This is a genomic window from Novosphingobium resinovorum (assembly GCF_036352595.1).
Classification (GTDB): domain Bacteria; phylum Pseudomonadota; class Alphaproteobacteria; order Sphingomonadales; family Sphingomonadaceae; genus Novosphingobium; species Novosphingobium resinovorum_B.
Genome location: NZ_JAZFAX010000004.1, coordinates 202478 through 224378, shown reverse-complemented (window position 1 = coordinate 224378; position 21901 = coordinate 202478). Strand labels below are relative to the sequence as shown.

The window sequence follows — 21901 nt, the reverse complement described above, 5'->3', positions numbered from 1 at the left end:
CCTATGCCGCGCAGGCGTTGCGCCCGCAAGACGCCCGAACCGAAATGCCACCGATGTCGAGGAAAAAACCGCTACCATCCCGAAGGATGGTGGGCGCGACAGGGATTGAACCTGTGACCCCACCCGTGTGAAGGGTGTGCTCTACCGCTGAGCTACGCGCCCGCTCCGTTAGCGGAAGCGCGCCTTTAGACAGGCCGGATCGAATTGACAAGCGGGGAATGCAAGATAAATCGCTGCGTCATGACTGAAGACACCCAGACTCCCGAAACGGCCCCCTCGACCAATGGTCCGGACGTGCCGCCCGATCATCTCGCGATCAACCCGCGCAGCCCGTTCTTCGACCAGGACAAGCTGCAGCGCGGCATCGGCATCCGTTTCAAGGGCACCGTGCGCACCAATGTCGAGGAATATTGCATCTCCGAAGGTTGGGTGCGCGTGCAGGCGGGCAAGACCATGGATCGCAAGGGGAACCCGCTGACGCTGAAGCTCTCCGGCCCCGTCGAGGCATGGTACGAGGATCTCGGCGAAGGCGCACCGGTCGCGAAGAAGGACTGATCGCATGAAAAACGCGCCGTCGCTGGGGCGAGGGCGCGTTTTTCCTGGGGGGTGAGATATCTCAGAAGTTGCCGGCGATGATCGCGCCGATGGGGTCGCTGCGGCGGCCCTTTTTCTTGGCCGGCTTCGCGACCTGCGCGGCGAGGCGGACTTCACCGCGATCGGGCGCGGCGTCCCGCAATCTGGTGCCGGGCGCGGCATTGTAAATGAAACCGGAGACCGGCCAGTGCGTGGTGCCCAGGTTCCGGGAAGGGCCGTACCAGATGCGCACCTCGCTCCAGTCGTTGTTCGGCGATACGTCGAGCGCCGAAACGTTGCGCTCGATCTCGCCGGGCACCGACCAGTTGGCGTGGCTGAGCAGCACCGTGCGCGAATCGACGATGCGGCTGACCGTGGCGACATGGCCGAGCTTCGAGTTGTTGAACGGCTTGACCGCCATCACCGCGCCGACGCGCGGCGTGCTGCCGGTGGCGTAGCGGCCCTTGGCCTGCGTCCACCAGGTCCAGGCGTCGCCATAGATCTGGATGCCGGAGGTCGTGCGCGCATAAGGCACGCATTCGAGATGGCCCGGCCCCTTCGGAACCGTCAGTGCGGCGCCGGCGTCGTGGTCGATGGCCGATCCGGCCTCGATGTCGATGGCGGTGCGCGCGATCGCTGCTGCGGGAAGCATGCAGGACGCTGCGAGCGCCACGATGATGATCTTACGGTAAACCCTCATGAACGTCGTTCTGCCCTCGGAAGGTTGACGTGCGTCTTCCGGGGTTGGTTAACGACGAGGTAGGAAAAGGTTCCGTGCTTTTCCCAGGGTCGGATGGAAAAGGTATGCGCAATCGATTGCAAATCGCTTAACGGCGCCCTGGTCCCGATCCGGCACGACGAATCACCGCAAGACTTGCCAAATCCGCAGGAAATGCCCAAGCGGTGGGAATCATGCTTCCCCAAGTCATCATCATCGGCCGACCCAACGTCGGCAAGTCCACGCTGTTCAACCGACTCGTCGGCAAGAAGCTCGCCCTCGTCGACGACCAGCCCGGCGTTACGCGCGACCGGCGGTTCGGCGACGCCGAGCTTCTGGGCCTCAAGTTCCAGATCGTCGATACCGCCGGCTGGGAGGACGACGAGGCCGAAACCTTGCCCGGCCGCATGCGCAAGCAGACCGAGGCGGCGCTGGAGACGGCCGACGTCGCGCTGTTCGTCGTCGATGCGCGCGCGGGGCTGACCCCGCTCGATGCGGAAATCGGCAACTGGCTGCGCTCCTCGCCGGTGCCGGTGATCCTGCTCGCCAACAAGGCCGAAGGGCGTGCGGGCGAAGGCGGGCTGCTCGAGGCCTATTCGCTGGGTCTCGGCGATCCGCTCGGCATCTCGGCCGAACATGGCGAGGGCATGGCGGACTTGTTCGAGGCGCTCCTGCCGCACCTCGACCCGCTGCAGCCCGAGGAAAATCCCTTCGAGGAGGAAGAGGACGAGGAAGCGCGGCTGCGTGCCCCGCTCAAGCTGGCGATCGTCGGCCGCCCGAACGCGGGCAAGTCCACGCTCATCAACAAGCTGCTGCGCGAGGATCGCCTGCTGACCGGTCCGGAAGCCGGGATCACGCGCGATTCGATCACCATCCACTGGAAATGGACCGATCCCAAGACCGATGACGTGCGGGAAGTCCACCTGATCGACACCGCCGGCATGCGCAAGCGCGCCAACGTGGTCGAAAAGCTGGAGCGCATGGCTGTCGCCGATGCGCGCCATGCGATCGACTTCGCCGAAGTCGTGGTGCTGCTGCTCGACGCCACGCGCGGTCTGGAGCACCAGGATCTGACGATCGCCTCCAAGGTGCTGGAGGAAGGCCGCGCGCTGATGATCGCGATCAACAAGTGGGACGTGGCCGAGGGCGCATCGGGCCTGTTCAACGGCATTCGCGCCGCGCTGGACGATGGCCTCGCCCAGGTTCGCGGGCTGCCCTTGCTGGCGGTCTCGGCCCGCACCGGCAAGGGTCTGGACGAGATGATCGCCGCCGCTTTCTCGATCCGCGAGGCCTGGAGCAAGCGCGTGCCGACCTCGGCGCTCAACCGCTGGTTCGACGATGCGCTGTCCGCCAATCCGCCGCCGGCACCGGGCGGCAAGCGGATCAAGCTGCGCTACATCACCCAGGCCAAGACGCGCCCGCCGGGCTTCGTGGTGTTCGGGACGCGGCTGGACCTGCTGCCGGAGAGCTACAAGCGCTATCTCATCAACGGGATGCGGCGAGAACTCGGGTTCGAATCGGTGCCGATCCGCCTGAACCTGCGCAGCGCGAAGAACCCGTTCGCGAAGGATTGAGCTACGGCTCGTCATTGCGAGCGAAGCGAAGCAACCCAGGGCAGCATTACGCCGCCCTGGGTTGCTTCGCTTCGCTCGCAATGACGAATTTTACGAAGGATGCGCTACCGCTTCTTCCGCCGCCTTGGCGGCGCCGGCCTCGGTCTGCACCGGGATCGGTGAGCCTTCCGCCACCGCGGCCTTCGCCTCGCGCCGGTCGCGGTGCTGGTTCCATACCGAGATGAACAGCGCAGCGATCACCGGCCCGATGATGAAGCCGTTGAGGCCGAACAGTTCCAGCCCCGAAAGCGTCGCGATCAGCACCACGAAGTCGGGCAGGCGGGTGTCGCGGCCGACCAGGATGGGGCGCAGGACATTGTCCACCATGCCGATGATGAAGACTCCGCAGAACACCACGATCCCGGCCTTCATCACGTCTCCTGCCGCGAAGAGGTAGATCGCCACCGGCACCCAGATGATGCCGGTGCCGACAGCCGGCAGCAGCGAGAAGAAGCCCATCAGCACGCCCCAGATGAGCGCGCCCTCGATCCCCAGTACCGAGAACAGGATGCCGCCGAGCAGGCCCTGCACCACCGCCACCACCACGGTGCCGCGCATCGTCGCGCGGACCACGAGGAGGAAGTTCTCGATCAGCGAATCACGCGTCTCGGCATGGAGCGGCATGCTGGTGCGGACCATCTCGCCGTAGCGCTCGCCATCGCGCAGCAGGAAATAGCTGAGGTAGAGCATCACGCCGAGCGCGGCGACGAAGCTCAGCGCGCCCTGGCCGAGGGTGAGCGCGCGGCCGGCCACAGCCTGCAGGCCGCTGGTGATGCTGGAGCCGAACTGGCGCCGGATGGTCTCGAAGTCGGTCAGGCCGTACTCGTCGACCATGCCCCGCACCCGGCGGGGAAGGGCGTTCTGGATCTGCTGCAGGATGCGGCCGAAGTCGATCTGGCCGCTGGTGATCTTCTGGTAGAGCGCGGTCGCCTCGTTGACGATGCTGATGCCGAGCAGGATCGTCGGCACCACGAATAGCGCGATGAGCCCGAACAGCACGATCGACGTGGCGAGATTCCTGCGTCCGCCCATCCGCGTCGCCAGCTTGGCGGTCATCGGCTGGAACATGATCGCGGCGACCACGCCCCACAGGACGGCGCCGAAATAGGGTGCGAGCAGGTATGCCGCAGCCAGAGAAATGACGACCACGAGGACGGCGAAGCCAATGTCCTCGGTCTGTAGTCCGCGCTTGTCTTCCGATCCCATCCACGCCCCTTACAACGCAAAACCGCTCCTGCCATCCGATAAACGACGGCAGGAGCGGTGGTTCCCTCTGTCGGGGATTCGCGTCCGGGACTTTTTTCGGTGCCCCGGTGGCACCAAGCCCTCCCGTCATCCCCTTGCGCGCCGCCCCGGCGAGTGCGGGGGCTGAAGGCCGGCCTTGCGTCATGGTGCAAGGATCGGCCGCGCGGCGGGAAATCGTGTCGATCCCCGACTTGTCGGGGATGACGGGACGTAGCGTCAGGATCGTGTCAGGTCACGATCCCGGAAATCAGGATTCCGATTCGCCCGCCGGCTTGCTCTGCAGCTGGCAGTAGTTCTGGATGCCCATGCGGGCGATCATGTCGAACTGCTTCTCGAGGAAATCGACATGCTCTTCCTCGCTCTCGAGGATGCGCGCGAAAATCTCGCGGCTGACGAAGTCGCGCACCGTCTCGCAGTGGGCGATGGCGTCCTTGAGCATCGGGATCGCATCGTATTCGAGCGCGAGGTCGGCCTTGAGGATTTCCTCGACCGTCTCGCCGACGCGCAGCTTGCCCAGGTTCTGGAAGTTGGGGAGGCCATCGAGATAGAGGATGCGATCGGCCAGCACGTCGGCGTGCTTCATCTCGTCGATCGATTCGTGACGCTCGTACTCGGCGAGCTTCTTGATGCCCCAGTTGTCCAGCATGCGGTAATGCAGCCAGTACTGGTTGATGGCGGTTAGCTCGTTGAACAGCGCCTTGTTCAGAAATTCGATGACCTTGAGGTCGCCCTTCATCGCGCGGAAACTCCTATGTGGGAGCCGCGGCCTATATCCGGCAATGTCGAGTCGGGCAAGTCAGGTCATGAATTACGCGGCGGCAGCTATTCCCATTCCAGCGGACGAAACCTCGTCCGCGATGATGTCTTCGGCTTCGTCCAGGCACTGGCGGCACTGCGGAGGCCGGCCGATCGCACCGTAGATCGCTTCGGCATTGCCGCGATAACGGCGTGCCGCGCAGCGAAGCTCGGTCTCTCGAATGGCATTGCAGATGCACACGTACATGAGCGAATCCTTTGTTCGGCCCCCAATATATGAGAGTGCGAATAGATCGCAATAGCATATTCGCTCAATTCATCCGATTGTTCAGCAGGCGGTGCTCGACGAGGCAGCGCCACAGCCATTCCAGCGGGCCGCGCCGGAAATGCCGCAGCCATCGGCCGCTCCAGCCCAGCATCAGCGCCCAGCCGCCGAGCACGAACAGCCACTGCGTTGCGGGCCGGACCTGGCCAAACAGGCCGAGGCCCCATCCCTGGAACACGAAAGTCATGACCAGGCTGGTGAGGATATAGTTGCTGAACGCCATGCGCCCGGCATCGGCGATGCGGCCGCCGAGCCATGTCGCGCCGAGGCGGGGAGCGACCATGACCAGCAGGCCGGCATAGCCCACGCCGCCCAGGACGTGCGGCATCGCAAGGCCCCATACCAGCGCGGCGTGCATGGTTACCGGCGGGAAATGGCGCGGCCAGGCCCAGGCGAGGAACATCGCCGTCAGCGCAAGCCCTCCGAACGTGCAGGCGAACGAAACGTCGGCGAGGCGCCGGCGCGAGATGCGTCCGTCGAACACGCCCCTGCGGTAAAGGACTATGCCGATCAGCATCAGCGGCAAGGTTTCCGAAAACGCACCCGAGACGACTTCGATCGGCCAGAACGGGCGGTCGACGAGCTTTACCCGCAGCAGATCGAGCCAGCCGAGATGCGCCTCGCGCAGTTCCTGTGCCGCCCATGTCCGCATTGGCTCCAGGCGCTCGGCCAGAAGCTGGAGCTGCGCCGCGCTGGCGTGATGGGCAAGGGCGGCCTTCTCCGCCTCGATCGCGGTGGCCGCGTCAAGCATGCCCCAGACATGCCAAGCATAGTAGAGCACGAGCGCGAGGCCCAGCAGCGTCCGGTCACCGAGCGGCCGCAGCAGCAGCGCGGCGATCCCGCAGGCGGCATAGAGGAACAGGATGTCGCCCCACCACAGCAGCAGGTAATGCGCGAGGCCGAACAGCAGCAGCCAGCCCAGGCGGCGCAGTTGTAGGCTGTCGCCATCGCGGTCGGTAGCCTCGCAGCGCTCCCAGAACAGCACGATCCCGGCGCCGAACAAGAGGGTGAAGAGGGCGCGCATCTTGCCCTCGAACACGAAGAAGCCGAAGGCCCAGGCCGCTTCGTCGAGCGGGCTCACGGCGTCCGGCAGATTGGGCGTGGTCGAGCCGATCATCGGCCCCGCGAACCCGGCGATGTTGATCGCCAGGATGCCGAGCACCGCGACGCCCCGGATCAGGTCGAGCGTCTGCAGCCGCGCCGCAGGGGCGCCGGCCGCATCCTCTGCGGCGGGGTGAGGGGAGGTCAGTCCCTCGCCGCCAGGCACCCGAAGCCACCGGCCGTCAGGCGTGCGCAGGCGGCATCGGCCTCTGCCTTCGAGGCGAAGCCGGTGGCCTGCAGCTTGGTCAGCTTGCCTGCCGGCACGAGCGCACGGGGATGGCCCGCGAGTTCCGGACGGCCCTTGATCCGGGCCCACAGCGCCTCGGCATTGCCGGCGACACCGAAGGCGCCGAGCTGGACACGCCAGGGGCCGGAAGCGACGGCGGCTGCGGGCTTCGGCGCTGGCTTGGGAGCGGGCGGCGGCGTCCTCGCCTCAGGCCTGTTTGCCTCAGGCCTGTTTGCTTCGGTCCGGGCCGGCGCGGGGCCGGGAGCCGCGGATTTCCACGGCCGTGCGAAGTCGGTGGTCTTGGGTGCGGTGCTGTCGGTGCCTGCCGCATGAGCCGCCTGCGCGACCGCATGGCGGGCCTCGACGACCTCGCGTTCGGGAACCGCGCTGGCCGCAAGAGGCGGCCGGGCGGGCGGGGTGCCCAGTTCCGCCGAGGCGTTCAGGCGCTGGCGGTTGGCCTGTGCCTGCGCCGCGATCTGCTGGGCGAGGACCACGCTTTTCTGCCGGTCGGCGAGCGGGATGTGCTGGTCCATCTGCGCCAGCGCGCTGGTCGCCTGCTCCAGGCCCGCCTGCTGTGCGAGCGTGGCGAGGGCATAGGCCCGCACCCAGTCCTTGCGGACGATGTCGCCGTTGAAATAGGCGACCCCCAGGATGTACTGCGCGCGCGGATCCCCGCGTGAGGCCGAACCTTCGATATAAGGCAGGGCGCGCTGGCGTTCGCCGCGCTGGAACAGCAGCAGGCCATAGGCGTCCGCCGCCTGCAGGTGCCCCTTGGCGGCGGCCTTGCCGTAGAGATCCTCTGCACGGGTGAGGTCGAGCGGGACGCCGCGCCCCAGCTTGTAGGCCTGCGCCAGGTTGAACAGGGCATCGGCATCGCCCCTGTCGGCGAGCGGCTGCCAGATGCGCACCGCCGAATCGTAGTTGCCGCCCGACCAGGCATCGACGCCGGCCTTGACGTCGGGCGCCTGCGCCAGGGCGACGGGCGCGGTCATCACCGCCAGGCCGGCGGCGAGCAAGGGAAAAATCGTCTTCACGTCGTCGGCGTTCCAGTGCAGCCCCGTCAATGTCCCTATGGTAAGCTTAACGGGGCGCCTCTTGCCAGCAGGAAGCGCACGCAAAGTCCATGAGGAACCATGGATTAAGCCTAGACCGGAAGAGTTAATGCCCGGTGGATGGCGTGGGCGAGCCCCATCGCCACACGGATTGCCCGCTGCGGCGACCATTGGCGGCCTTCTAAGCAATTAACCGTAAATTAGGAACGATCTGGCAGTTCCCGAATGAGGGCGGTGCGCCGCCGCACTGGTCGGTCACCGGGGGGAATTCGGTTTTGCGCGTTTTGGCATTGGCATCGCAGAAGGGCGGATCGGGCAAGACCACGCTGTCGGGCCACCTCGCCGTACAGGCCGAGCGCGCGGGCGCCGGGCCGGTGGTGCTGATCGACATCGACCCGCAGGGCTCGCTCTCCGACTGGTGGAACGAGCGCGAGGCCGAGACACCTGCTTTCGCGCAGACCACCGTGGCGCGGCTTGCGGCCGACCTGCAGGTGCTGCGCCAGCAGGGTTTCAAGCTGGCGGTGATCGACACCCCGCCGGCGATTACCCTGGCGATCCAGAGCGTCATCGCCGTCGCCGAACTCATCGTCATCCCCACGCGTCCCAGCCCGCACGACTTGCGCGCGGTGGGGGCCACCGTCGACTTGTGCGAGCGCTCGGGCAAGCCGCTGGTCTTCGTCGTCAACGGGGCCACGCCCAAGGCGCGCATCACCGCAGAGGCTGCCGTCGCGCTTTCGCAGCATGGCACCGTGGCCCCGGTCACCGTGCACCAGCGCACCGATTTCGCGGCCTCGATGATCGACGGCCGCACTGTCATGGAGATCGACCCGAACGGTCGCTCCGCCGCCGAGATGGCCGCCTTGTGGGCCTATGTCGCCGATCGTCTCGAAAAGAATTTCCGCCGCACGATCTTCGCCGCGCCGGCTGCGGGCCAGTCCCCGCACGGGACGGTGCAAGGCGGGGTGCTGCGTCCGGTCGGCGGTTTCGGCCGCCGGGTTCCGGCCTGAAGGGAAACGTCCGATGAAGAATCGCTCCAGCAGCAAATTCACTGGCAGCAGTGCCCGTAACGCCGGCTTCACCTTGTGCTCGGCGATGGTTGCCGCCCTCCTTGCCGGTTGCGCGGGCGGGCAGTCCCATGTCGCCAGCGCGGAAGGCACGCATCTGGCCGAGGGCAGGGCCGAAGGCGTCACCGATGGCGCACTGGCCAAAGTCGAGGCGCGCGTGGCGAAGTCGCCGCGCGATGCGGCGGCGCGCGCCGCGCTGGCACAGGGCTATCTCGCCGCCGGTCGCTTCGATTCGGCTGCCACCACCTTCGAGGACGCGCTGGCGCTGGGCGATCGCAGCCCCCGCACCGGGCTGAGCCTCGCGCTCGCCTACGTCGGTTCGGGCCGGCAGGCCGAGGCGCTGGACGTGCTCGAGCGGTTCCGCAGCAAGCTCCCGGCGGGCGACTACGGCCTCGCCGTCGCGCTGGCGGGGCAGCCGGCGCAGGGCGTCGCGGTGCTTTCCGACGCGGTGCGCGGCGGGGACAACACCCCCAAGACACGGCAGAACCTTGCCTATGCCTACGCGCTGGGCGGGCGCTGGGCCGAGGCGCGCGTGATCGCTTCTCAGGACATTTCCGGGCCGCAGCTCGATGCGCGGCTGCAGGAATGGGCGGGCAGGACGCGCCCCGACATGGCCCGGGCACGCGTGGCCGGATTGCTCGGCGCGCCGCTGCGCGGTGATCCGGGCCAGCCGGTCGCGTTGGCACTGGGCGGCGTCGATCATACCCCGCGTACGATGATGGCGGTGGCAGAGCCGGTCGCCGAACTCCCCGCCGCCGAGGAAACCGTGCCGGCCCCGGCTTTCGTACCAGCCGTGGCTGAGGCCCCGGCGACGGTGGCTCCCGCTCCCGCGATGGCGATGGAGGACGAGGCCCCGCGCCGCTCGATCGAGCGTGCTTTCGACGGCAGCCTCGCGCGCTTGCAAAAGCCACAGGCCAGGAAACCTTCCGCCGCGGCACCGGCTGAGCAGACAGGCCGCCATCTGGTACAGCTCGGTTCGTTCGGCACGATGGAGGGCGCCAAGCGCGCCTGGGCGATCTTCCAGCGCCGCGACCCCTCGCTGCGCGGCCATGCGCTGCGGATCACCGAGGCCGAGGTGAACGGTCGCCGCTACTACCGCGTCGCCGCCGAAGGCTTCGCACGCGGCGCGGCCGAGTCGATGTGCTCGAGCGTCAAGGGGCGCGGCGGCGAATGCCTCGCCTATGAGGGCGGGCGCACGCTGCCCGGCGCGGTCGCGGCACGGGGCAAGCCGATGCTGGCGAGCCGCTGAAGTTTCAAGGTTTCATGCGAACCTGACGGCCCTTTCGTCCTGCGGGACGGAAGGGCCTTTTCCTTGGCCGTTTCGACAAGCTCAGCCTTGGCGGGGTTTCGCAGGTTTACACCACTTCCGCTCACCCTGAGCTTGTCGAAGGGTCTGGCGCCGGCCTACCCGCCGACCTTCTTGGTGCGCACCACCACGCCGCCCTTGAACAGCGCAAGGACGCGCCCCTGAACAGGCTGGCGGTCGAACGGGGTATTGCCCGCAGCGGCGGCCATCTTGTCCGAATTGACGATCCACGGCCGCTCGGGATCGAGCACCGCGATGTCGGCCTCGGCGCCGACTGCCAGTGTGCCCGCGTTCACGCCCAGCAGCTTCGCCGGGTTGGCGGCGATCAGCTCGAAGGCGCGGGCCATGTCGATCACGCCGTCGCGCACGAGGCTCATCGTCAGCGGCAGCAGCGTCTCCGCGCCCGCCATGCCGGGGGCCGAATCGCTGAACGGCAGGCGTTTGTCCTCCGGTCCGCGCGGATCGTGGCCCGAGGCGATCACATCGATGGTGCCGTCGGCGATGGCGGCGACCACCGCCTTGCGGTCCGCCTCGCAGCGCAGCGCGGGCGAGAGGTGGGTGAAAGTGCGGAACGCCCCGATCGAAAGGTCGGAGAGCATGAAGTAGGCCGGGCTGACACCCGCCGTCACCTTCAGGCCTCGCGCCTTGGCCGCGCGCACCAGGTCAAGCCCGGCGGCGGTCGTCACGTTGCGGAAGTGGATCGCCGCATTGGCCATCTCGGCGAGCGCGATGTCGCGGGCGATGGCGAGCGCTTCGGCCTGCGCGGGTGCGCTGGGGAGGCCAAGCCGCGTCGCCATCTCGCCCGCCGTGGCGACGGCATTGCCGACGATCCCGGCGTCCTCGGCATGGGCGATGACGACCATGCCCAGCATCCCGGTGTACTGCAGCAGGCGCAGCATCGTGCCCGAATCGCCGATCCAGCGCCGCCCGGTGCAGACCGCGCGCGCACCGGCATCGCGCATCATCGCGATCTCGGCGAGCGCCTTGCCTTCCAGCCCCTGCGTCGCGGCGGCGAGCGGGTGGACCCAGAAGTCCGGCTTGCCCGACTGCGCCGCGAACCGCACCCGCGCCGAGACGTCGAGGGGCGGGTTCTGGTCAGGCATCAGCGCGGCGCGGGTGATCCCGCCGAAGTGGAACGCGGGCTTGTCGATCGCGAAGACGCCGATATCGACGAGGCCCGGCGCAACGATCTGGCCGCGCGCGTCATGCACGGTGTCGCCGTCCTGCGGGGCGACGTCCGCGCCGATCGCGGTGATGAAGCCGCCTTCGCAGCGCACGGCGCCGCTCTGGATCGAACCGTCGGCCAGCAGCACGCGGCCGCCCGTGACGGTCAGGGGTGCGTGAAGGCTCATGCCCAGCCCTCCATCTTGCGACCTTTTCGGGTGAGGACATCGAGGCAGGCCATGCGGATCGCCACGCCCATCTCCACCTGCGTGGTAATCATCGAGCGCTCCACATGGTCGGCGACGTTGCTGTCGATCTCGACGCCGCGGTTCATCGGACCCGGATGCATGACCAGCGCGTTCGATTCGGCCAGTTCCAGCCGGTCGAGCGTCAGTCCGTAGAGGTGGCGGTATTCGCGCGGGGAGGGGATGAACTGGCCCTCCATGCGCTCCATCTGCAGGCGCAGCATCATGACCACGTCCGCGCCTTTCAGCGCCGCGTCGAAGTCGTGGAACACCGTCACGCCCATCTGCTCGATATCGGCGGGCATCAGCGCAGGCGGCGCGCAGACCCGCACGTCGGCGCCCAGCGAGGCGAGGCACAGGATGTTCGAGCGCGCCACGCGGCTGTGCAGGATATCGCCGCAGATCGTCACGCGCAGCCCGTTGAAGGCGCGCTTGGCCTGCCGGATCGTCAGTGCATCGAGCAGCGCCTGCGTCGGGTGCTCGTGCTGGCCGTCACCGGCGTTGAGCACCGGGCAGTCCACCTTGTCCGCGATCAGCTGCACCGCGCCTGAGGAGGCGTGGCGGATGACGATGGCGTCTGCGCGCATGGCGTTGAGCGTCATCGCCGTGTCGATCAGCGTCTCGCCCTTCTTCACGCTGGAGGTGGCGACCGCCATGTTCACGACGTCGGCGCCGAGGCGCTTGCCCGCAATCTCGAAGCTCAAGAGCGTGCGCGTCGAGTTCTCGAAGAAGGCGTTGATGATGGTCATGCCGGACAGCAGCTCGACCCGCTTCTGCGCGCCCCGGTTCATTGCGACCCACTGTTCCGCCTCGTCGAGCAGGAACCAGATCTGGTGCGGGGCAAGGCCCGCAATGCCCGTGAGGCCGCGATGCGGAAAGGCGAGAGCGCCTGCCGGATAAGTATATTCTGGAGGTGTCATTAAAGACCACGCCATAGGCGGGGAAGGGGCATGGCTCAAGGGGGGATGGGCGCGATGTGCACGGTTGAAGCCCGTGCGGGTCCGATGCATGCTAAAGGCATGGCGGAATTCGAGAGCCTCGATGGCGATGACGATTGGGATCAGGCGTTTGCGGACGATCTGATCGGCTGCACCTTGCTGGTGGGGCTGACCTATCTGGCGCCGGACGATACCGTTGTGGACAGCAAGCAGGTGTTTGGAACCGTGGATTCCGTGGACATGAGCGCGGGTATCGTCATTCGGCAACACGCCGACGGCGAGCCTTTCACGATCGCACCGTTGCTGGATGCCATTGATCCGGCCGATCCCGGCGTCTACCAGCTACGGGATGAGGATGAGGCGGTCGAGAACCCCGACTTTACCGCGCTGATTACGGTGCGTGCTCCGTTGCGGAGTTGAGGCACGCGCTGCTTGGGCGGATCACGCCGCTTGCGAAATCCTCGTAACCTCCAGCGCATGCCCATGCTCGCGCGCCTGCGCCACGTCATAGGCCGCCTGCATTCGCATCAACACGTCGGCCGAGACACCGAAGGCCTTCTCGAACCGCAGCGCCATGTCGGCGGACAGCGCCGCCTTGCCGTTCAGCAGGTTGCTCATCGCCACGCGGGTGACGCCCAGCGCCTGCGCCGTGGCGACCACGGTGAGGCGGTGAGGAGCGACGAACTCCGCGCGTAGCCAGGGGCCGGGGTGGACGGAAAACGAGGCATGAACCTTGATGGCCATCAGTGATAATCCTCCAGATCGAGGTCGGCGACCGTGTGCCCGTCGGGGCAGGTGAAAGTCAGCCGCCAATTGCGGGTGACGGTCATCGCAAAAGTCCCGGCGCGATTTCCTGTCAGCGCGTGAAAGCCGAAATTGGGTGGAACCGAGAGGTCATCAACCGATCGGGCCGCAACCATGAAAGCGATCATCCGGCGTAGTCGCTCGGGTTCCCGCAAACCCCTGGCATTGCCGGTATCGACGAAGCGGCGCAGGGTCCGGTCGAGGATGCTCTCGATCTCCATCAACGGCGATGTATAGCATGGCTATACGGAAACGTATAGCATGGCTTTGCGTTTGCCGTTTCAGGCGGGCTCGCCCTTTCCCTTGTTACCCCCTATCCTCTAAGACTTCCCCCGAAAGGCAGGTCGGTACATGAGATTCGCGCGCAAGGTCTGGAAGTTGCTGGTCGCCGTGAAGGATGCGCTGGCGCTGCTGTTCCTGCTGGCCTTCTTCGGAGTGATCTACGCCGCGCTCTCGGCGCGGCCGGTCGGCGGCAAGGTGGAGAACGGGGCGTTGCTGCTCGAACTCGACGGCACCGTGGTCGAGGAGAAGAGCAAGGTCGATCCGCTCCAGTTGCTCACCTCTGGGGGCGAGCAGGTCCACGAATTCCAGGCCCGCGACGTCGAGCGGGCGCTGCGGCTGGCGGCGAGCGACAAGCGGATCAAGGCGGTCGTCCTTGACCTCTCGCGCTTCATGGGCGGGCGCTACGTCCACCTGCATGATATCGGCGCGGCCATCGACGAAGTGCGCAAGGCGGGCAAGCCGGTGCTGACTTTCGCCAATCTCTATGCCGACGACGGCGTGCAACTGGCGGCCCACGCCAGCGAGGTCTGGGTCGATCCGATGGGCGGCGCCTTCGTGGCGGGCCCGGGTGGCAACCTGCAGTTCTACAAGGGCCTTTTCGACAAGTACGGGGTCAACGCGCATGTCTACCGCGTCGGCACCTACAAGTCGGCGGTCGAGCCCTACATGCGCACCGACCTCTCGCCCGAGGCGCGCGAGGACTTCAAGCTGATCCTCGATTCGCAGTGGAACGCCCTGCGCGCCGAGATCGCGAAGGCGCGGCCCAAAGCGCAGCTCGATCGCATGGTCGCGGACCCGGTCGGCTGGAACAAGGCGCACGGCAACGACATGGCCGAGGCCGCGAAGGCGGCAGGCCTGATCGACCGCATCGGCGACCAGACCGAGTTCGAGGCCCGCGTCGAGAAGCTGGTGGGCGAAACCACGATCGGCCATTCGGACAAGGACGCGCCGGACTACGCGCATACCGGGCTGGCGACCTGGCTGGCGGCGAACCCGGTGAAGGGGGAGGGCGCGAAGATCGGCGTCGTCACCATCGCCGGTGAGATCGTCGATGGCGAGGCCGGGCCGGGCACCGCGGGCGGAGACCGCATCGCCGCGCTGCTCGACGAGAACCGCGAGGAGGGCATGAAGGCGCTCGTCGTCAGGATCGATTCGCCGGGCGGCTCTGTCATGGCGTCCGAGCGCATCCGCCGCGCGATCCAGCGCTGGCGCGATGCGAAGATCCCGGTTGTGGTGTCGATGGGCTCGATGGCGGCGAGCGGCGGGTACTGGGTTTCCACGCCCGGCCAGCGGGTCTTCGCGGAACCGGCGACGATCACCGGCTCGATCGGCGTCTTCGCCTTCGTGCCCAGCTTCGAGAAGACGCTGGCGGACTTCGGCGTGACCAGCGACGGGGTGCGCTCCACGCCGCTGGCCGGGCAGCCGGACATTCTCGGCGGCTTCACGCCTGAGGTCGAAGCCATGCTTCAGGGCTCGGTGGAGAGCATCTACGGCAAGTTCCTCGGCATCGTCGGCAAGGCGCGCGGCAAGACGCCGCAGCAGGTCGACGCGATCGCTCAGGGCCGCGTGTGGCCGGGTGCGGACGGGCAGCGGCTCGGCCTCGTCGACCAGATGGGCGGGCTGGACGATGCGCTCGCCTATGCCGCGAAGCTGGGCGGCGTGGGCAACGGCAAGTGGCAGGCGGTCTATCTGGAGGAACCGGAGGATTCGTTCAGCGCCTTCGTGCAGAGCATGACGTCAGGTTCACAGGAGCAGGTGGCAGCCTACGACTTCGCCGGGCTGGTGGCGCAGCGCCAGCGTCTGCAGATGGCGCAGGCGGTGGCGCGGCTCGATGGTGTGCTGGGGGCGCAGGGCGTGCAGGCATACTGCCTCGCCTGTGCGGCCGGGCCTGACTATCGCGCGGTACGCAAACCGTTGGGTGAGGGCTCGACTGCGGCGATGCTCGCGCGGCTGGCGGGTTGGAAATAGGCTGACAGGGTGGCGCGCGGCCCTTCGACAAGCTCAGGACGAGCGGGGTGGGGGTGGTTCGCTTTCCTTTCCCCGCTCATGCTGAGCCTGTCGAAGCACGAGCGGAGGCACCCGCCCATCGTCATTGCGAGCGTAGCGAAGCAATCCAGGGCACGGTTATGCCGCCCTGGATTGCTTCGCTACGCTCGCAATGACGAGATGAGCCTCAATCCGGCGGCGGCAGTTCCACCGGAGCCTCATCGGGCTGGTCGAAGTCCGGCCCTTGCGGCGGCGTCTCGTCAGGCCCGCCGGGAACCCCGGGGTCGTTTCCGGGCGTCGGGATTTCCGCAGGCGTGTCGCCGGGGCTGTAGACGGGTGGCTGGGTGGCCATGGTGATCTCGCTCCTCTCGCCCCCTCGCACCCATAAACCGGTGCACAGCCGATCCGTTCCGTGACACCATAGCGACTCGTCGCACTTGCCCTTTTCTCCGGCTGCCATTAATGGCCCGTCCCTTGAGTTTCAGGCTACACTCATGCGGGCGTGGCGGAATTGGTAGACGCGCTGGTTTTAGGTACCAGTATCGAAAGATGTGGGGGTTCGAGTCCCTTCGCCCGCACCAATCCGTCACCTGTGCGAGGGTAGGCCACGGTAATGCTGGCCGAGAGGCCCTTTGGATTGCACAGGAAGGCATCGAAATGCAGATTGTCGAGACGACCAACGAGGGCCTGAAGCGCGCCTACACGGTCACCATTCCCGCCGCCACGATCACCTCGAAGGTCGAGGGCGAGGTCAAGAAGATCGCCCCGCAGGTGAAGATGCCCGGCTTCCGCGCCGGCAAGGTTCCCGCGAACCTCGTCAAGAAGCTGCACGGCCCGGCGATTCACCAGGAAGCGCTGAACACCTCGATCCGTGAAGCCATGGACAAGCTGGTGGCCGACAACGCCCTGCGCCCCGCCATGAACCCCGACGTCAAGCTGACCGACGGCTACGAAGAGGGCAAGGACGCCGAGCTGACCGTCAGCCTCGAAATCCTCCCCACCATCGCTGCGCCCTCGCTCGACGGGCTCAAGCTCGACAAGCTGACCGTGCCCGTCTCGGACGAAGCCGTGACCGAAGCGGTCGCGAACATCGCCAAGCAGCAGCAGCGCTTCGAGACCAAGGACGGCGAAGCCGCCGAGGGCGATCAGGTCATCATCGACTTCACCGGCAAGCTCGACGGCGTCGAGTTCGACGGCGGCAAGGCCGAGAAGGCCCCGCTGGTGATCGGCGCCGATCGCTTCATCCCGGGCTTCGAAGAGCAGCTCAAGGGCATCAAGGCCGGTGACGAGCGCACCATCACCGTGACCTTCCCCGAGGACTACCCGGCCGAGAACCTCGCCGGCAAGGAAACCACCTTCGACATCGTCGCGCACGAAGTGAAGGCGCCTGCCGAGTCGAAGCTCGACGACGACTTCGCCAAGGAACTGGGTCTTGAGAGCCTGGAGCAGCTCACCGGCCTGCTGCGCGGCCAGCTGGAGCAGGAAACTGCCGGCCTGACCCGCACCGCCATGAAGCGCTCGCTGCTTGACCAGCTGGCCGCCGGCCATGACTTCGACGTGCCGCCGACCATGGTGGAAGCCGAATTCTCGCAGATCTGGCAGCAGCTGATCCAGGAAGCGCAGAACGAGGAAGATCCCGCCGCCGCTCTCGAAGAGATCGAGGCCGAGAAGGACGACTACCGCAAGATCGCCGAGCGCCGCGTGCGTCTGGGCCTGCTCCTGTCGGAAATCGGCCAGGCCAACGGCGTCGAAGTGACCAGCCAGGAAATGGGCATGCTGATGCAGCAGGCTGCGCAGCAGTACCGCCCCGAAGATCGCCAGCGCTTCTTCGAATACGTCCAGCAGGACCCGATGATGGCCGCCCAGCTGCGCGCTCCGCTCTATGAGGACAAGGTCGTCGACTTCCTCATCGAGAAGGCCGAAGTCACCGAGCGCGAAGTGACCCGCGACGAGCTGCAGGCCGCGATCGAGGCCGACGCCGACGGCGAGAAGCCCGCTGCGGCTGCGAAGCCGAAGAAGGCTCCGGCCAAGAAGGCAGCCAAGAAGGACGAAGCGGAAGCCGCTCCGGCTGATGAAGCTGCCGCCGAGGAAAAGCCGAAGAAGGCTCCGGCCAAGAAGGCTGCCGCCAAGAAGGACGACGCTGAAGAGGCTCCGGCCGACGAAGCCAAGCCCGCCAAGAAGGCCCCGGCCAAGAAGAAGGCCGCTGCCAAGGAGGACTGATCCCTCGCTTGCGGTTCGACCGATAACGAAAAGGCCCGGTGCAGCGATGCACCGGGCTTTTTTCGTTATCGCGTTGCGTTTGGGCGCGGGGCCTTCGACAAGCTCAGGCTGAGCGGGATCGAGGGCGAACGGACGCGGGAAAACTCTGAGCCCGCGCAGGCTGAGCGGGATCGAGGGCGAACGGACGCGGGAAAACTCTGAGCCCGCGCAGGCTGAGCGGGATCGAGGGTGAATGGACGCGGGAGAAACCCAAACCCGCTCAGGCTGAGCTTGTCGAAGCCCGCCCGCGACCTCGGGCCATCTTCAGTCCCCGATCTTCCCGAACGGCACCAGCTTGCGGGCCATTTCCGCTGCCGCCTTGCCGTTGTTCGCCCGCAGCGAGGGCAGTACCGAGAGCGCCGCCCGCTTCATCAGCGCGTCGAGCGGAGTCGCGGCCTCGCCGTTCGCAGCCGCCTCCGCCCAGCGTCTGGCGAGCGCGATGTCGTTCGGGTCGTTGCGGATCTGTAGCAGCGCGGCGAGGCCGGGGTAGAACGCCCGGTCGCCGCCGAGCGCCACCGCCTTGGCCAGCGCCGTCTCCCCCGCCGCAGTCCGCGCGCCGAGCGCCGTGCGGGCCAGGAAACCGCCGAGTTCATCCACCGCGCCCAGATGCCATCCGGCAATCACCATCTGCGCCTCGGGATCGCGCGGGTTCTGCGCCGCCAGCTTCTGGAACACGTCGAGCGAGGCCCGCACGTCCGAACGGCTGCGTGTCAGCTTGCCGCGATAGCCGATGGCGATGGCGCGCTGCAGCGTGGCCTCGCGGTCGCCGGGGCGGGCGGCGAGGATCTTCTCCGAGGCGGTGATCGCCTGCGCCACCAGTTTGAGCGCCTGCGGCTTGGTCGCGGTCTGGAAGGCGGCGGCGGTGAGCAGTTCGCGAGGGGTATCGGCATGAGCGGCCGTCGGGGCGGCGAGAACGATAGGCGCAACGATTGCACCGAAGGCTGTCAGCGTGGAACGGTACACGAAATCTCCTGGCGAACGGGAAGTGCGCAGGATGACCCAAGGCGGCGGGATGCGCCAGTCGCTAATCGTCGCAACGAATGGTTCCGACTGCCGTGACGAGCCGCGCCCGCGTCGTTCTCCCCCGCGCAATGCCGATCGATAGGTTAACCCCCTTGAACATCGCGCATTGCCACGCGACATAGGCGAGGCAAAATCGCAAAGAGGACTCCCATGCTCGACCTGTTCGGCGCTTCGAACGCCCAAGGAAAGTTCACCACCGATCCCGTGACGGGCGCACTCGTGCCGATGGTCGTCGAGCAGACCAGCCGCGGCGAACGTTCGTTCGACATCTACTCGCGCCTGCTGCGCGAGCGCATCGTGTTCATCACCGGCCAGGTGGAAGACCACATGGCCTCGCTGATCGTCGCGCAGCTGCTGTTCCTGGAATCGGAGAACCCGACCAAGGACATCTCGATGTACATCAACTCGCCGGGCGGCGTGGTGACGGCCGGCATGGCGATCCACGACACCATGCAGTACATCAAGCCGCGCGTGTCGACCGTGTGCATCGGCCAGGCGGCCTCGATGGGCAGCTTCCTGCTGGCGGCAGGCGAGCCGGGTATGCGCATCGCGCTGCCGAACGCCCGCATCATGGTGCACCAGCCCTCGGGCGGCGCGCAGGGCATGGCCAGCGACATCGAGATCCAGGCACGCGAAATTCTGCGCATGCGCCGCCGCCTGAACGATCTCTACGTGAAGTACACCGGCAAGTCGCTCGACGATATCGAGAAGGCGATGGACCGCGACACCTTCCTGGAAGCCGACGAGGCGCTGGCCTTCGGTCTGGTGGACAAGGTGTTCGAAACCCGGCCCGACGCCGACAAGGCGGAAGGGTAACCGACTCGCGGCAGCGGGGGCCGAGTCTTCAACCTATCGAAAGCATTTGGCGGTAGGATTGCAAAACCGGCTCCCCACGGAGTAAGAGTCAGCGAGTCGCCTCGCTTGGAGGCCAAAGACGGAAAATGACGAAATTGAGCGGATCTGACGCGAAAAGCACCCTTTACTGCAGTTTCTGCGGAAAGTCGCAGCACGAAGTGCGCAAGCTGATCGCGGGCCCTACGGTCTTCATCTGTGATGAATGTGTCGAGCTTTGCAACGACATCATTCGCGAGGAGACCAAGGCTGGCATCGCCGGGCGCAAGGAAGGCGAGATCGTCTCCCCGCGCGACATCTGCGAAATGCTGAACGACTACGTGATCGGCCAGGAACGCGCCAAGCGCGTCCTGTCGGTGGCTGTCCACAACCATTACAAGCGCCTCAAGCACAGCGGCAAGCAGGGCGACGTCGAGCTTTCGAAGTCGAACATCCTGCTGGTCGGGCCGACCGGCTCGGGCAAGACGCTGCTCGCGCAGACGCTCGCGCGCACCTTCGACGTGCCGTTCACCATGGCCGACGCCACCACGCTGACCGAAGCCGGTTACGTGGGCGAGGACGTGGAGAACATCATCCTCAAGCTGCTGCAGGCGTCCGACTACAACGTCGAGAAGGCGCAGCAGGGCATCGTCTACATCGACGAGATCGACAAGATCAGCCGCAAGGCCGAGAACCCGTCGATCACGCGCGACGTTTCCGGTGAGGGTGTGCAGCAGGCGCTGCTCAAGCTGATGGAAGGCACCACCGCCTCGGTTCCGCCGCAGGGTGGTCGCAAGCATCCGCAGCAGGAATTCCTGCAGGTGGACACGACCAACATCCTGTTCATCTGCGGCGGCGCTTTCGCGGGCCTCGACAAGATCATCGCCGACCGCCTGCAGAAGCGTTCGATCGGTTTCGGCGCGCATGTCGCCGATCCGGACAAGCGCCGCGTGGGCGAACTGCTGCAGAAGGCGGAGCCGGAAGATCTCCTCAAGTTCGGCCTGATCCCCGAATTCGTCGGCCGCCTGCCGGTGATCGCGACCCTCAACGACCTCGACATCGAGGCGCTGGTCAAGATCCTCAAGGAACCGAAGAACGCGCTGGTCAAGCAGTACGCCCGCCTGTTCGAGCTGGAAGACGTGGAACTGACCTTCACCGACGACGCGCTCGAAGCGATCGCCAAGAAGGCGATCGAGCGCAAGACCGGCGCGCGCGGCCTGCGTTCGATCGTGGAAGGGCTGCTGCTCGACACCATGTTCGACCTGCCGACCGAGCGTGACATCGCCGAAGTCGTCGTCGACAAGGACGTGGTCGAGGGCCGCAAGGAACCCGTCCGCGTGCTCAAGGGCGACAAGGCCGAAGCCGCGGCCTGACGGTTCCGCCACACTGAAATGAAAAGGGCCCGGCCGGGAAACTGGCCGGGCCTTTTTCGTTTCAGGTCCGCAGCACCTCCACCGCGATGCCCATGTGGTCGGTCGCCGTCGTGCCCGAGGACGACTGCGAGAAGTAGACCGCCTGCTTCAGCGCCACGCTCATCCGGTTGTAGACGGCGACGTCGTACATCCGGGTGCCGGCGCTGTTCGTGCCGCTCTCGACGTGGAGGTAGTTGTCGACCGGCGCGATCGTCCCGCCGCCATGGGCGTTGACGTAGACCGCGCCGGTGTTGCCTGCCGCCGCCTGCAGGCAGTCCCGCGTGTGATCGGCGCTGGCCTGGTTGGTGTCGCCCATCACCACGTCCATGCTGGCATAGCCCTTGCGCACCGCGTCCTGGATGATCTGCGCATAGAACGCCGTCGTCGCGCCGCGATCGGTGGCGAAGGCATTGGGGACGTGGACCAGCAGCACGCACAGCCCGTCGATGTCGATGCACAGGAAGCCGATGCCCTCGCTCACCACCTTGGACTGCGCGCCGCGCCCGGATGAGGTGAACGAGGTGAAGCACTGGCAGTTGCGGCTCGCCAGCGTGGTGTGGGTGGTCAGGTTCGGGAAGCTGCGCATCGCCGCGAAGTCGGCGTGGCTGGCGATGTCCAGTTCGCCGCAGACCAGCAGGTCGATCTCGTCGTGCAGAGCGCGGGTGGAATTCTGGTAGATCTGTTCGATCTGCGCGCGCAACGGGCTGATCGAGGCCGCCGCCAGCGGTGAGAGATGGCGCACCGGCACCAGATGGGCAGGCCCCTGCACGATCGTCGCCGGATCGTCCGGGATGGTCGGGTAGACCAGCGCGTTGACGTTGCCTGCCACGCGGGCGTTGGTCTGCTGGGTGAACTGCTTCTGGTGGATGGCCTGCGCGTTGTGCGTCGTGCTCGTGTTCGATTCGAAGGACTGGTACGCGATGATCGTCACGGCGCCGTCTCCCTGTTGTCCTGGCGGCAAGTGCTAGGACGCGGGGG

Annotated in this window: 22 protein-coding genes and 2 tRNA genes; 10 read left to right on the top strand and 14 right to left on the bottom strand. The window is 66.7% G+C overall.

Annotation, left to right across the window (positions count from 1 at the left end; translation table 11 throughout):
* Positions 1-87: 87 nt before the first annotated feature.
* Positions 88-162: transfer RNA gene (locus tag V2S85_RS06400), tRNA-Val, on the bottom strand.
* 78 nt (positions 163-240) lie between these two features.
* Here V2S85_RS06400 and V2S85_RS06395 point away from each other — a divergent pair.
* Entirely contained in the window at positions 241-555 is a 315-nt protein-coding gene (locus tag V2S85_RS06395; protein WP_330702027.1) for a DUF3297 family protein, read from the top strand.
* A 61-nt stretch (positions 556-616) separates the two neighbouring features.
* Here V2S85_RS06395 and V2S85_RS06390 read toward each other — a convergent pair whose 3' ends face one another.
* Positions 617-1273 carry a CHAP domain-containing protein gene (locus V2S85_RS06390; protein ID WP_330702026.1) on the bottom strand — a complete coding sequence of 219 codons (657 nt, stop codon included), beginning with the start codon at positions 1271-1273 and terminating at the stop codon, positions 617-619.
* 212 nt (positions 1274-1485) lie between these two features.
* On the opposite strand from V2S85_RS06390, the gene der reads away from it, so the two are divergent.
* A complete protein-coding gene (der, locus tag V2S85_RS06385) occupies positions 1486-2865 on the top strand; it encodes a ribosome biogenesis GTPase Der (RefSeq protein WP_330702025.1) in 1380 nt (459 codons plus the stop codon).
* Between the two features lie 90 nt (positions 2866-2955).
* Here the strand turns inward: der and V2S85_RS06380 are convergent, their stop codons facing one another.
* The 5 genes from V2S85_RS06380 to V2S85_RS06360 form a co-directional block, all read right to left on the bottom strand.
* Positions 2956-4110, bottom strand: a complete 1155-nt coding sequence (locus V2S85_RS06380) for an AI-2E family transporter (protein ID WP_330702024.1) — start codon at positions 4108-4110, stop codon at positions 2956-2958.
* Positions 4111-4396: 286 nt separating this feature from the next.
* Positions 4397-4885 carry a bacterioferritin gene (gene bfr / locus V2S85_RS06375; protein ID WP_330702023.1) on the bottom strand — a complete coding sequence of 163 codons (489 nt, stop codon included), beginning with the start codon at positions 4883-4885 and terminating at the stop codon, positions 4397-4399.
* 72 nt (positions 4886-4957) lie between these two features.
* Entirely contained in the window at positions 4958-5152 is a 195-nt protein-coding gene (locus V2S85_RS06370) for a (2Fe-2S)-binding protein (RefSeq protein WP_330702022.1), read from the bottom strand.
* Between the two features lie 64 nt (positions 5153-5216).
* Positions 5217-6497 (bottom strand): DUF418 domain-containing protein, encoded by a 1281-nt coding sequence (locus tag V2S85_RS06365; protein ID WP_330702021.1) that lies wholly within the window; start codon positions 6495-6497, stop codon positions 5217-5219.
* On the bottom strand, positions 6476-7591 hold the full coding sequence (locus tag V2S85_RS06360) for an SPOR domain-containing protein (RefSeq protein WP_330702020.1): 1116 nt from the start codon (positions 7589-7591) through the stop codon (positions 6476-6478). Before V2S85_RS06360 ends, V2S85_RS06365 begins: the two co-directional genes overlap by 22 nt.
* A gap of 293 nt (positions 7592-7884) precedes the next feature.
* On the opposite strand from V2S85_RS06360, the gene V2S85_RS06355 reads away from it, so the two are divergent.
* Both V2S85_RS06355 and V2S85_RS06350 read left to right on the top strand, forming a co-directional pair.
* Positions 7885-8616 carry a ParA family protein gene (locus tag V2S85_RS06355; protein ID WP_330702019.1) on the top strand — a complete coding sequence of 244 codons (732 nt, stop codon included), beginning with the start codon at positions 7885-7887 and terminating at the stop codon, positions 8614-8616.
* 13 nt (positions 8617-8629) lie between these two features.
* Entirely contained in the window at positions 8630-9922 is a 1293-nt protein-coding gene (locus V2S85_RS06350; RefSeq protein ID WP_330702018.1) for an SPOR domain-containing protein, read from the top strand.
* 155 nt (positions 9923-10077) lie between these two features.
* Here the strand turns inward: V2S85_RS06350 and V2S85_RS06345 are convergent, their stop codons facing one another.
* Both V2S85_RS06345 and V2S85_RS06340 read right to left on the bottom strand, forming a co-directional pair.
* On the bottom strand, positions 10078-11331 hold the full coding sequence (locus V2S85_RS06345; RefSeq protein WP_330702017.1) for a dihydroorotase: 1254 nt from the start codon (positions 11329-11331) through the stop codon (positions 10078-10080).
* Positions 11328-12308 carry an aspartate carbamoyltransferase catalytic subunit gene (locus V2S85_RS06340; RefSeq protein ID WP_330702016.1) on the bottom strand — a complete coding sequence of 327 codons (981 nt, stop codon included), beginning with the start codon at positions 12306-12308 and terminating at the stop codon, positions 11328-11330. Before V2S85_RS06340 ends, V2S85_RS06345 begins: the two co-directional genes overlap by 4 nt.
* 99 nt (positions 12309-12407) lie before the next feature.
* Here V2S85_RS06340 and V2S85_RS06335 point away from each other — a divergent pair, with 99 nt between their 5' ends.
* On the top strand, positions 12408-12746 hold the full coding sequence (locus V2S85_RS06335) for a hypothetical protein (RefSeq protein WP_330702015.1): 339 nt from the start codon (positions 12408-12410) through the stop codon (positions 12744-12746).
* A 21-nt stretch (positions 12747-12767) separates the two neighbouring features.
* On the opposite strand, the gene V2S85_RS06330 is transcribed toward V2S85_RS06335, so the two are convergent.
* Both V2S85_RS06330 and V2S85_RS06325 read right to left on the bottom strand, forming a co-directional pair.
* Entirely contained in the window at positions 12768-13070 is a 303-nt protein-coding gene (locus V2S85_RS06330) for a HigA family addiction module antitoxin (protein WP_330702014.1), read from the bottom strand.
* Complete coding sequence (locus V2S85_RS06325) at positions 13070-13351, bottom strand: type II toxin-antitoxin system RelE/ParE family toxin (RefSeq protein ID WP_330702013.1); 282 nt, start codon at positions 13349-13351, stop codon at positions 13070-13072. Before V2S85_RS06325 ends, V2S85_RS06330 begins: the two co-directional genes overlap by 1 nt.
* Positions 13352-13481: 130 nt before the next feature.
* On the opposite strand from V2S85_RS06325, the gene sppA reads away from it, so the two are divergent.
* Positions 13482-15380 (top strand): signal peptide peptidase SppA, encoded by a 1899-nt coding sequence (gene sppA, locus V2S85_RS06320; RefSeq protein WP_330702012.1) that lies wholly within the window; start codon positions 13482-13484, stop codon positions 15378-15380.
* A gap of 205 nt (positions 15381-15585) precedes the next feature.
* Here the strand turns inward: sppA and V2S85_RS06315 are convergent, their stop codons facing one another.
* Positions 15586-15750 carry a hypothetical protein gene (locus V2S85_RS06315; protein ID WP_172705199.1) on the bottom strand — a complete coding sequence of 55 codons (165 nt, stop codon included), beginning with the start codon at positions 15748-15750 and terminating at the stop codon, positions 15586-15588.
* Positions 15751-15894: 144 nt separating this feature from the next.
* On the opposite strand from V2S85_RS06315, the gene V2S85_RS06310 reads away from it, so the two are divergent.
* Positions 15895-15979: transfer RNA gene (locus V2S85_RS06310), tRNA-Leu, on the top strand.
* 76 nt (positions 15980-16055) lie between these two features.
* Positions 16056-17618 (top strand): trigger factor, encoded by a 1563-nt coding sequence (gene tig / locus V2S85_RS06305; protein WP_330702011.1) that lies wholly within the window; start codon positions 16056-16058, stop codon positions 17616-17618.
* A 303-nt stretch (positions 17619-17921) separates the two neighbouring features.
* Here tig and V2S85_RS06300 read toward each other — a convergent pair whose 3' ends face one another.
* Entirely contained in the window at positions 17922-18620 is a 699-nt protein-coding gene (locus tag V2S85_RS06300) for a hypothetical protein (protein WP_330702010.1), read from the bottom strand.
* A 210-nt stretch (positions 18621-18830) separates the two neighbouring features.
* Here V2S85_RS06300 and clpP point away from each other — a divergent pair, with 210 nt between their 5' ends.
* Complete coding sequence (clpP, locus tag V2S85_RS06295) at positions 18831-19496, top strand: ATP-dependent Clp endopeptidase proteolytic subunit ClpP (RefSeq protein WP_330702009.1); 666 nt, start codon at positions 18831-18833, stop codon at positions 19494-19496.
* Positions 19497-19621: 125 nt separating this feature from the next.
* Positions 19622-20884, top strand: coding sequence for an ATP-dependent Clp protease ATP-binding subunit ClpX (clpX, locus tag V2S85_RS06290; protein WP_330702008.1), 1263 nt, complete (start codon positions 19622-19624; stop codon positions 20882-20884).
* A gap of 61 nt (positions 20885-20945) precedes the next feature.
* Here clpX and V2S85_RS06285 read toward each other — a convergent pair whose 3' ends face one another.
* Positions 20946-21854, bottom strand: coding sequence for a hypothetical protein (locus V2S85_RS06285; protein ID WP_330702007.1), 909 nt, complete (start codon positions 21852-21854; stop codon positions 20946-20948).
* Positions 21855-21901 lie beyond the last annotated feature (47 nt).

What these genes read in the sequence shown, in the direction of transcription:
- clpP (WP_330702009.1), top strand. Translation starts at nt 18,831, where the DNA reads ATGCTCGACCTGTTCGGCGCTTCGAACGCCCAAGGAAAGTTCACCACC.
- V2S85_RS06340 (WP_330702016.1), bottom strand. Translation starts at nt 12,308, where the DNA reads ATGACACCTCCAGAATATACTTATCCGGCAGGCGCTCTCGCCTTTCCG.
- V2S85_RS06330 (WP_330702014.1), bottom strand. Translation starts at nt 13,070, where the DNA reads ATGGCCATCAAGGTTCATGCCTCGTTTTCCGTCCACCCCGGCCCCTGG.
- V2S85_RS06315 (WP_172705199.1), bottom strand. Translation starts at nt 15,750, where the DNA reads ATGGCCACCCAGCCACCCGTCTACAGCCCCGGCGACACGCCTGCGGAA.
- bfr (WP_330702023.1), bottom strand. Translation starts at nt 4,885, where the DNA reads ATGAAGGGCGACCTCAAGGTCATCGAATTTCTGAACAAGGCGCTGTTC.
- V2S85_RS06395 (WP_330702027.1), top strand. Translation starts at nt 241, where the DNA reads ATGACTGAAGACACCCAGACTCCCGAAACGGCCCCCTCGACCAATGGT.
- V2S85_RS06390 (WP_330702026.1), bottom strand. Translation starts at nt 1,273, where the DNA reads ATGAGGGTTTACCGTAAGATCATCATCGTGGCGCTCGCAGCGTCCTGC.
- clpX (WP_330702008.1), top strand. Translation starts at nt 19,622, where the DNA reads ATGACGAAATTGAGCGGATCTGACGCGAAAAGCACCCTTTACTGCAGT.
- der (WP_330702025.1), top strand. Translation starts at nt 1,486, where the DNA reads ATGCTTCCCCAAGTCATCATCATCGGCCGACCCAACGTCGGCAAGTCC.
- sppA (WP_330702012.1), top strand. Translation starts at nt 13,482, where the DNA reads ATGAGATTCGCGCGCAAGGTCTGGAAGTTGCTGGTCGCCGTGAAGGAT.
- V2S85_RS06335 (WP_330702015.1), top strand. Translation starts at nt 12,408, where the DNA reads ATGGCGGAATTCGAGAGCCTCGATGGCGATGACGATTGGGATCAGGCG.
- V2S85_RS06350 (WP_330702018.1), top strand. Translation starts at nt 8,630, where the DNA reads ATGAAGAATCGCTCCAGCAGCAAATTCACTGGCAGCAGTGCCCGTAAC.
- V2S85_RS06380 (WP_330702024.1), bottom strand. Translation starts at nt 4,110, where the DNA reads ATGGGATCGGAAGACAAGCGCGGACTACAGACCGAGGACATTGGCTTC.
- tig (WP_330702011.1), top strand. Translation starts at nt 16,056, where the DNA reads ATGCAGATTGTCGAGACGACCAACGAGGGCCTGAAGCGCGCCTACACG.
- V2S85_RS06370 (WP_330702022.1), bottom strand. Translation starts at nt 5,152, where the DNA reads ATGTACGTGTGCATCTGCAATGCCATTCGAGAGACCGAGCTTCGCTGC.
- V2S85_RS06345 (WP_330702017.1), bottom strand. Translation starts at nt 11,331, where the DNA reads ATGAGCCTTCACGCACCCCTGACCGTCACGGGCGGCCGCGTGCTGCTG.
- V2S85_RS06325 (WP_330702013.1), bottom strand. Translation starts at nt 13,351, where the DNA reads ATGGAGATCGAGAGCATCCTCGACCGGACCCTGCGCCGCTTCGTCGAT.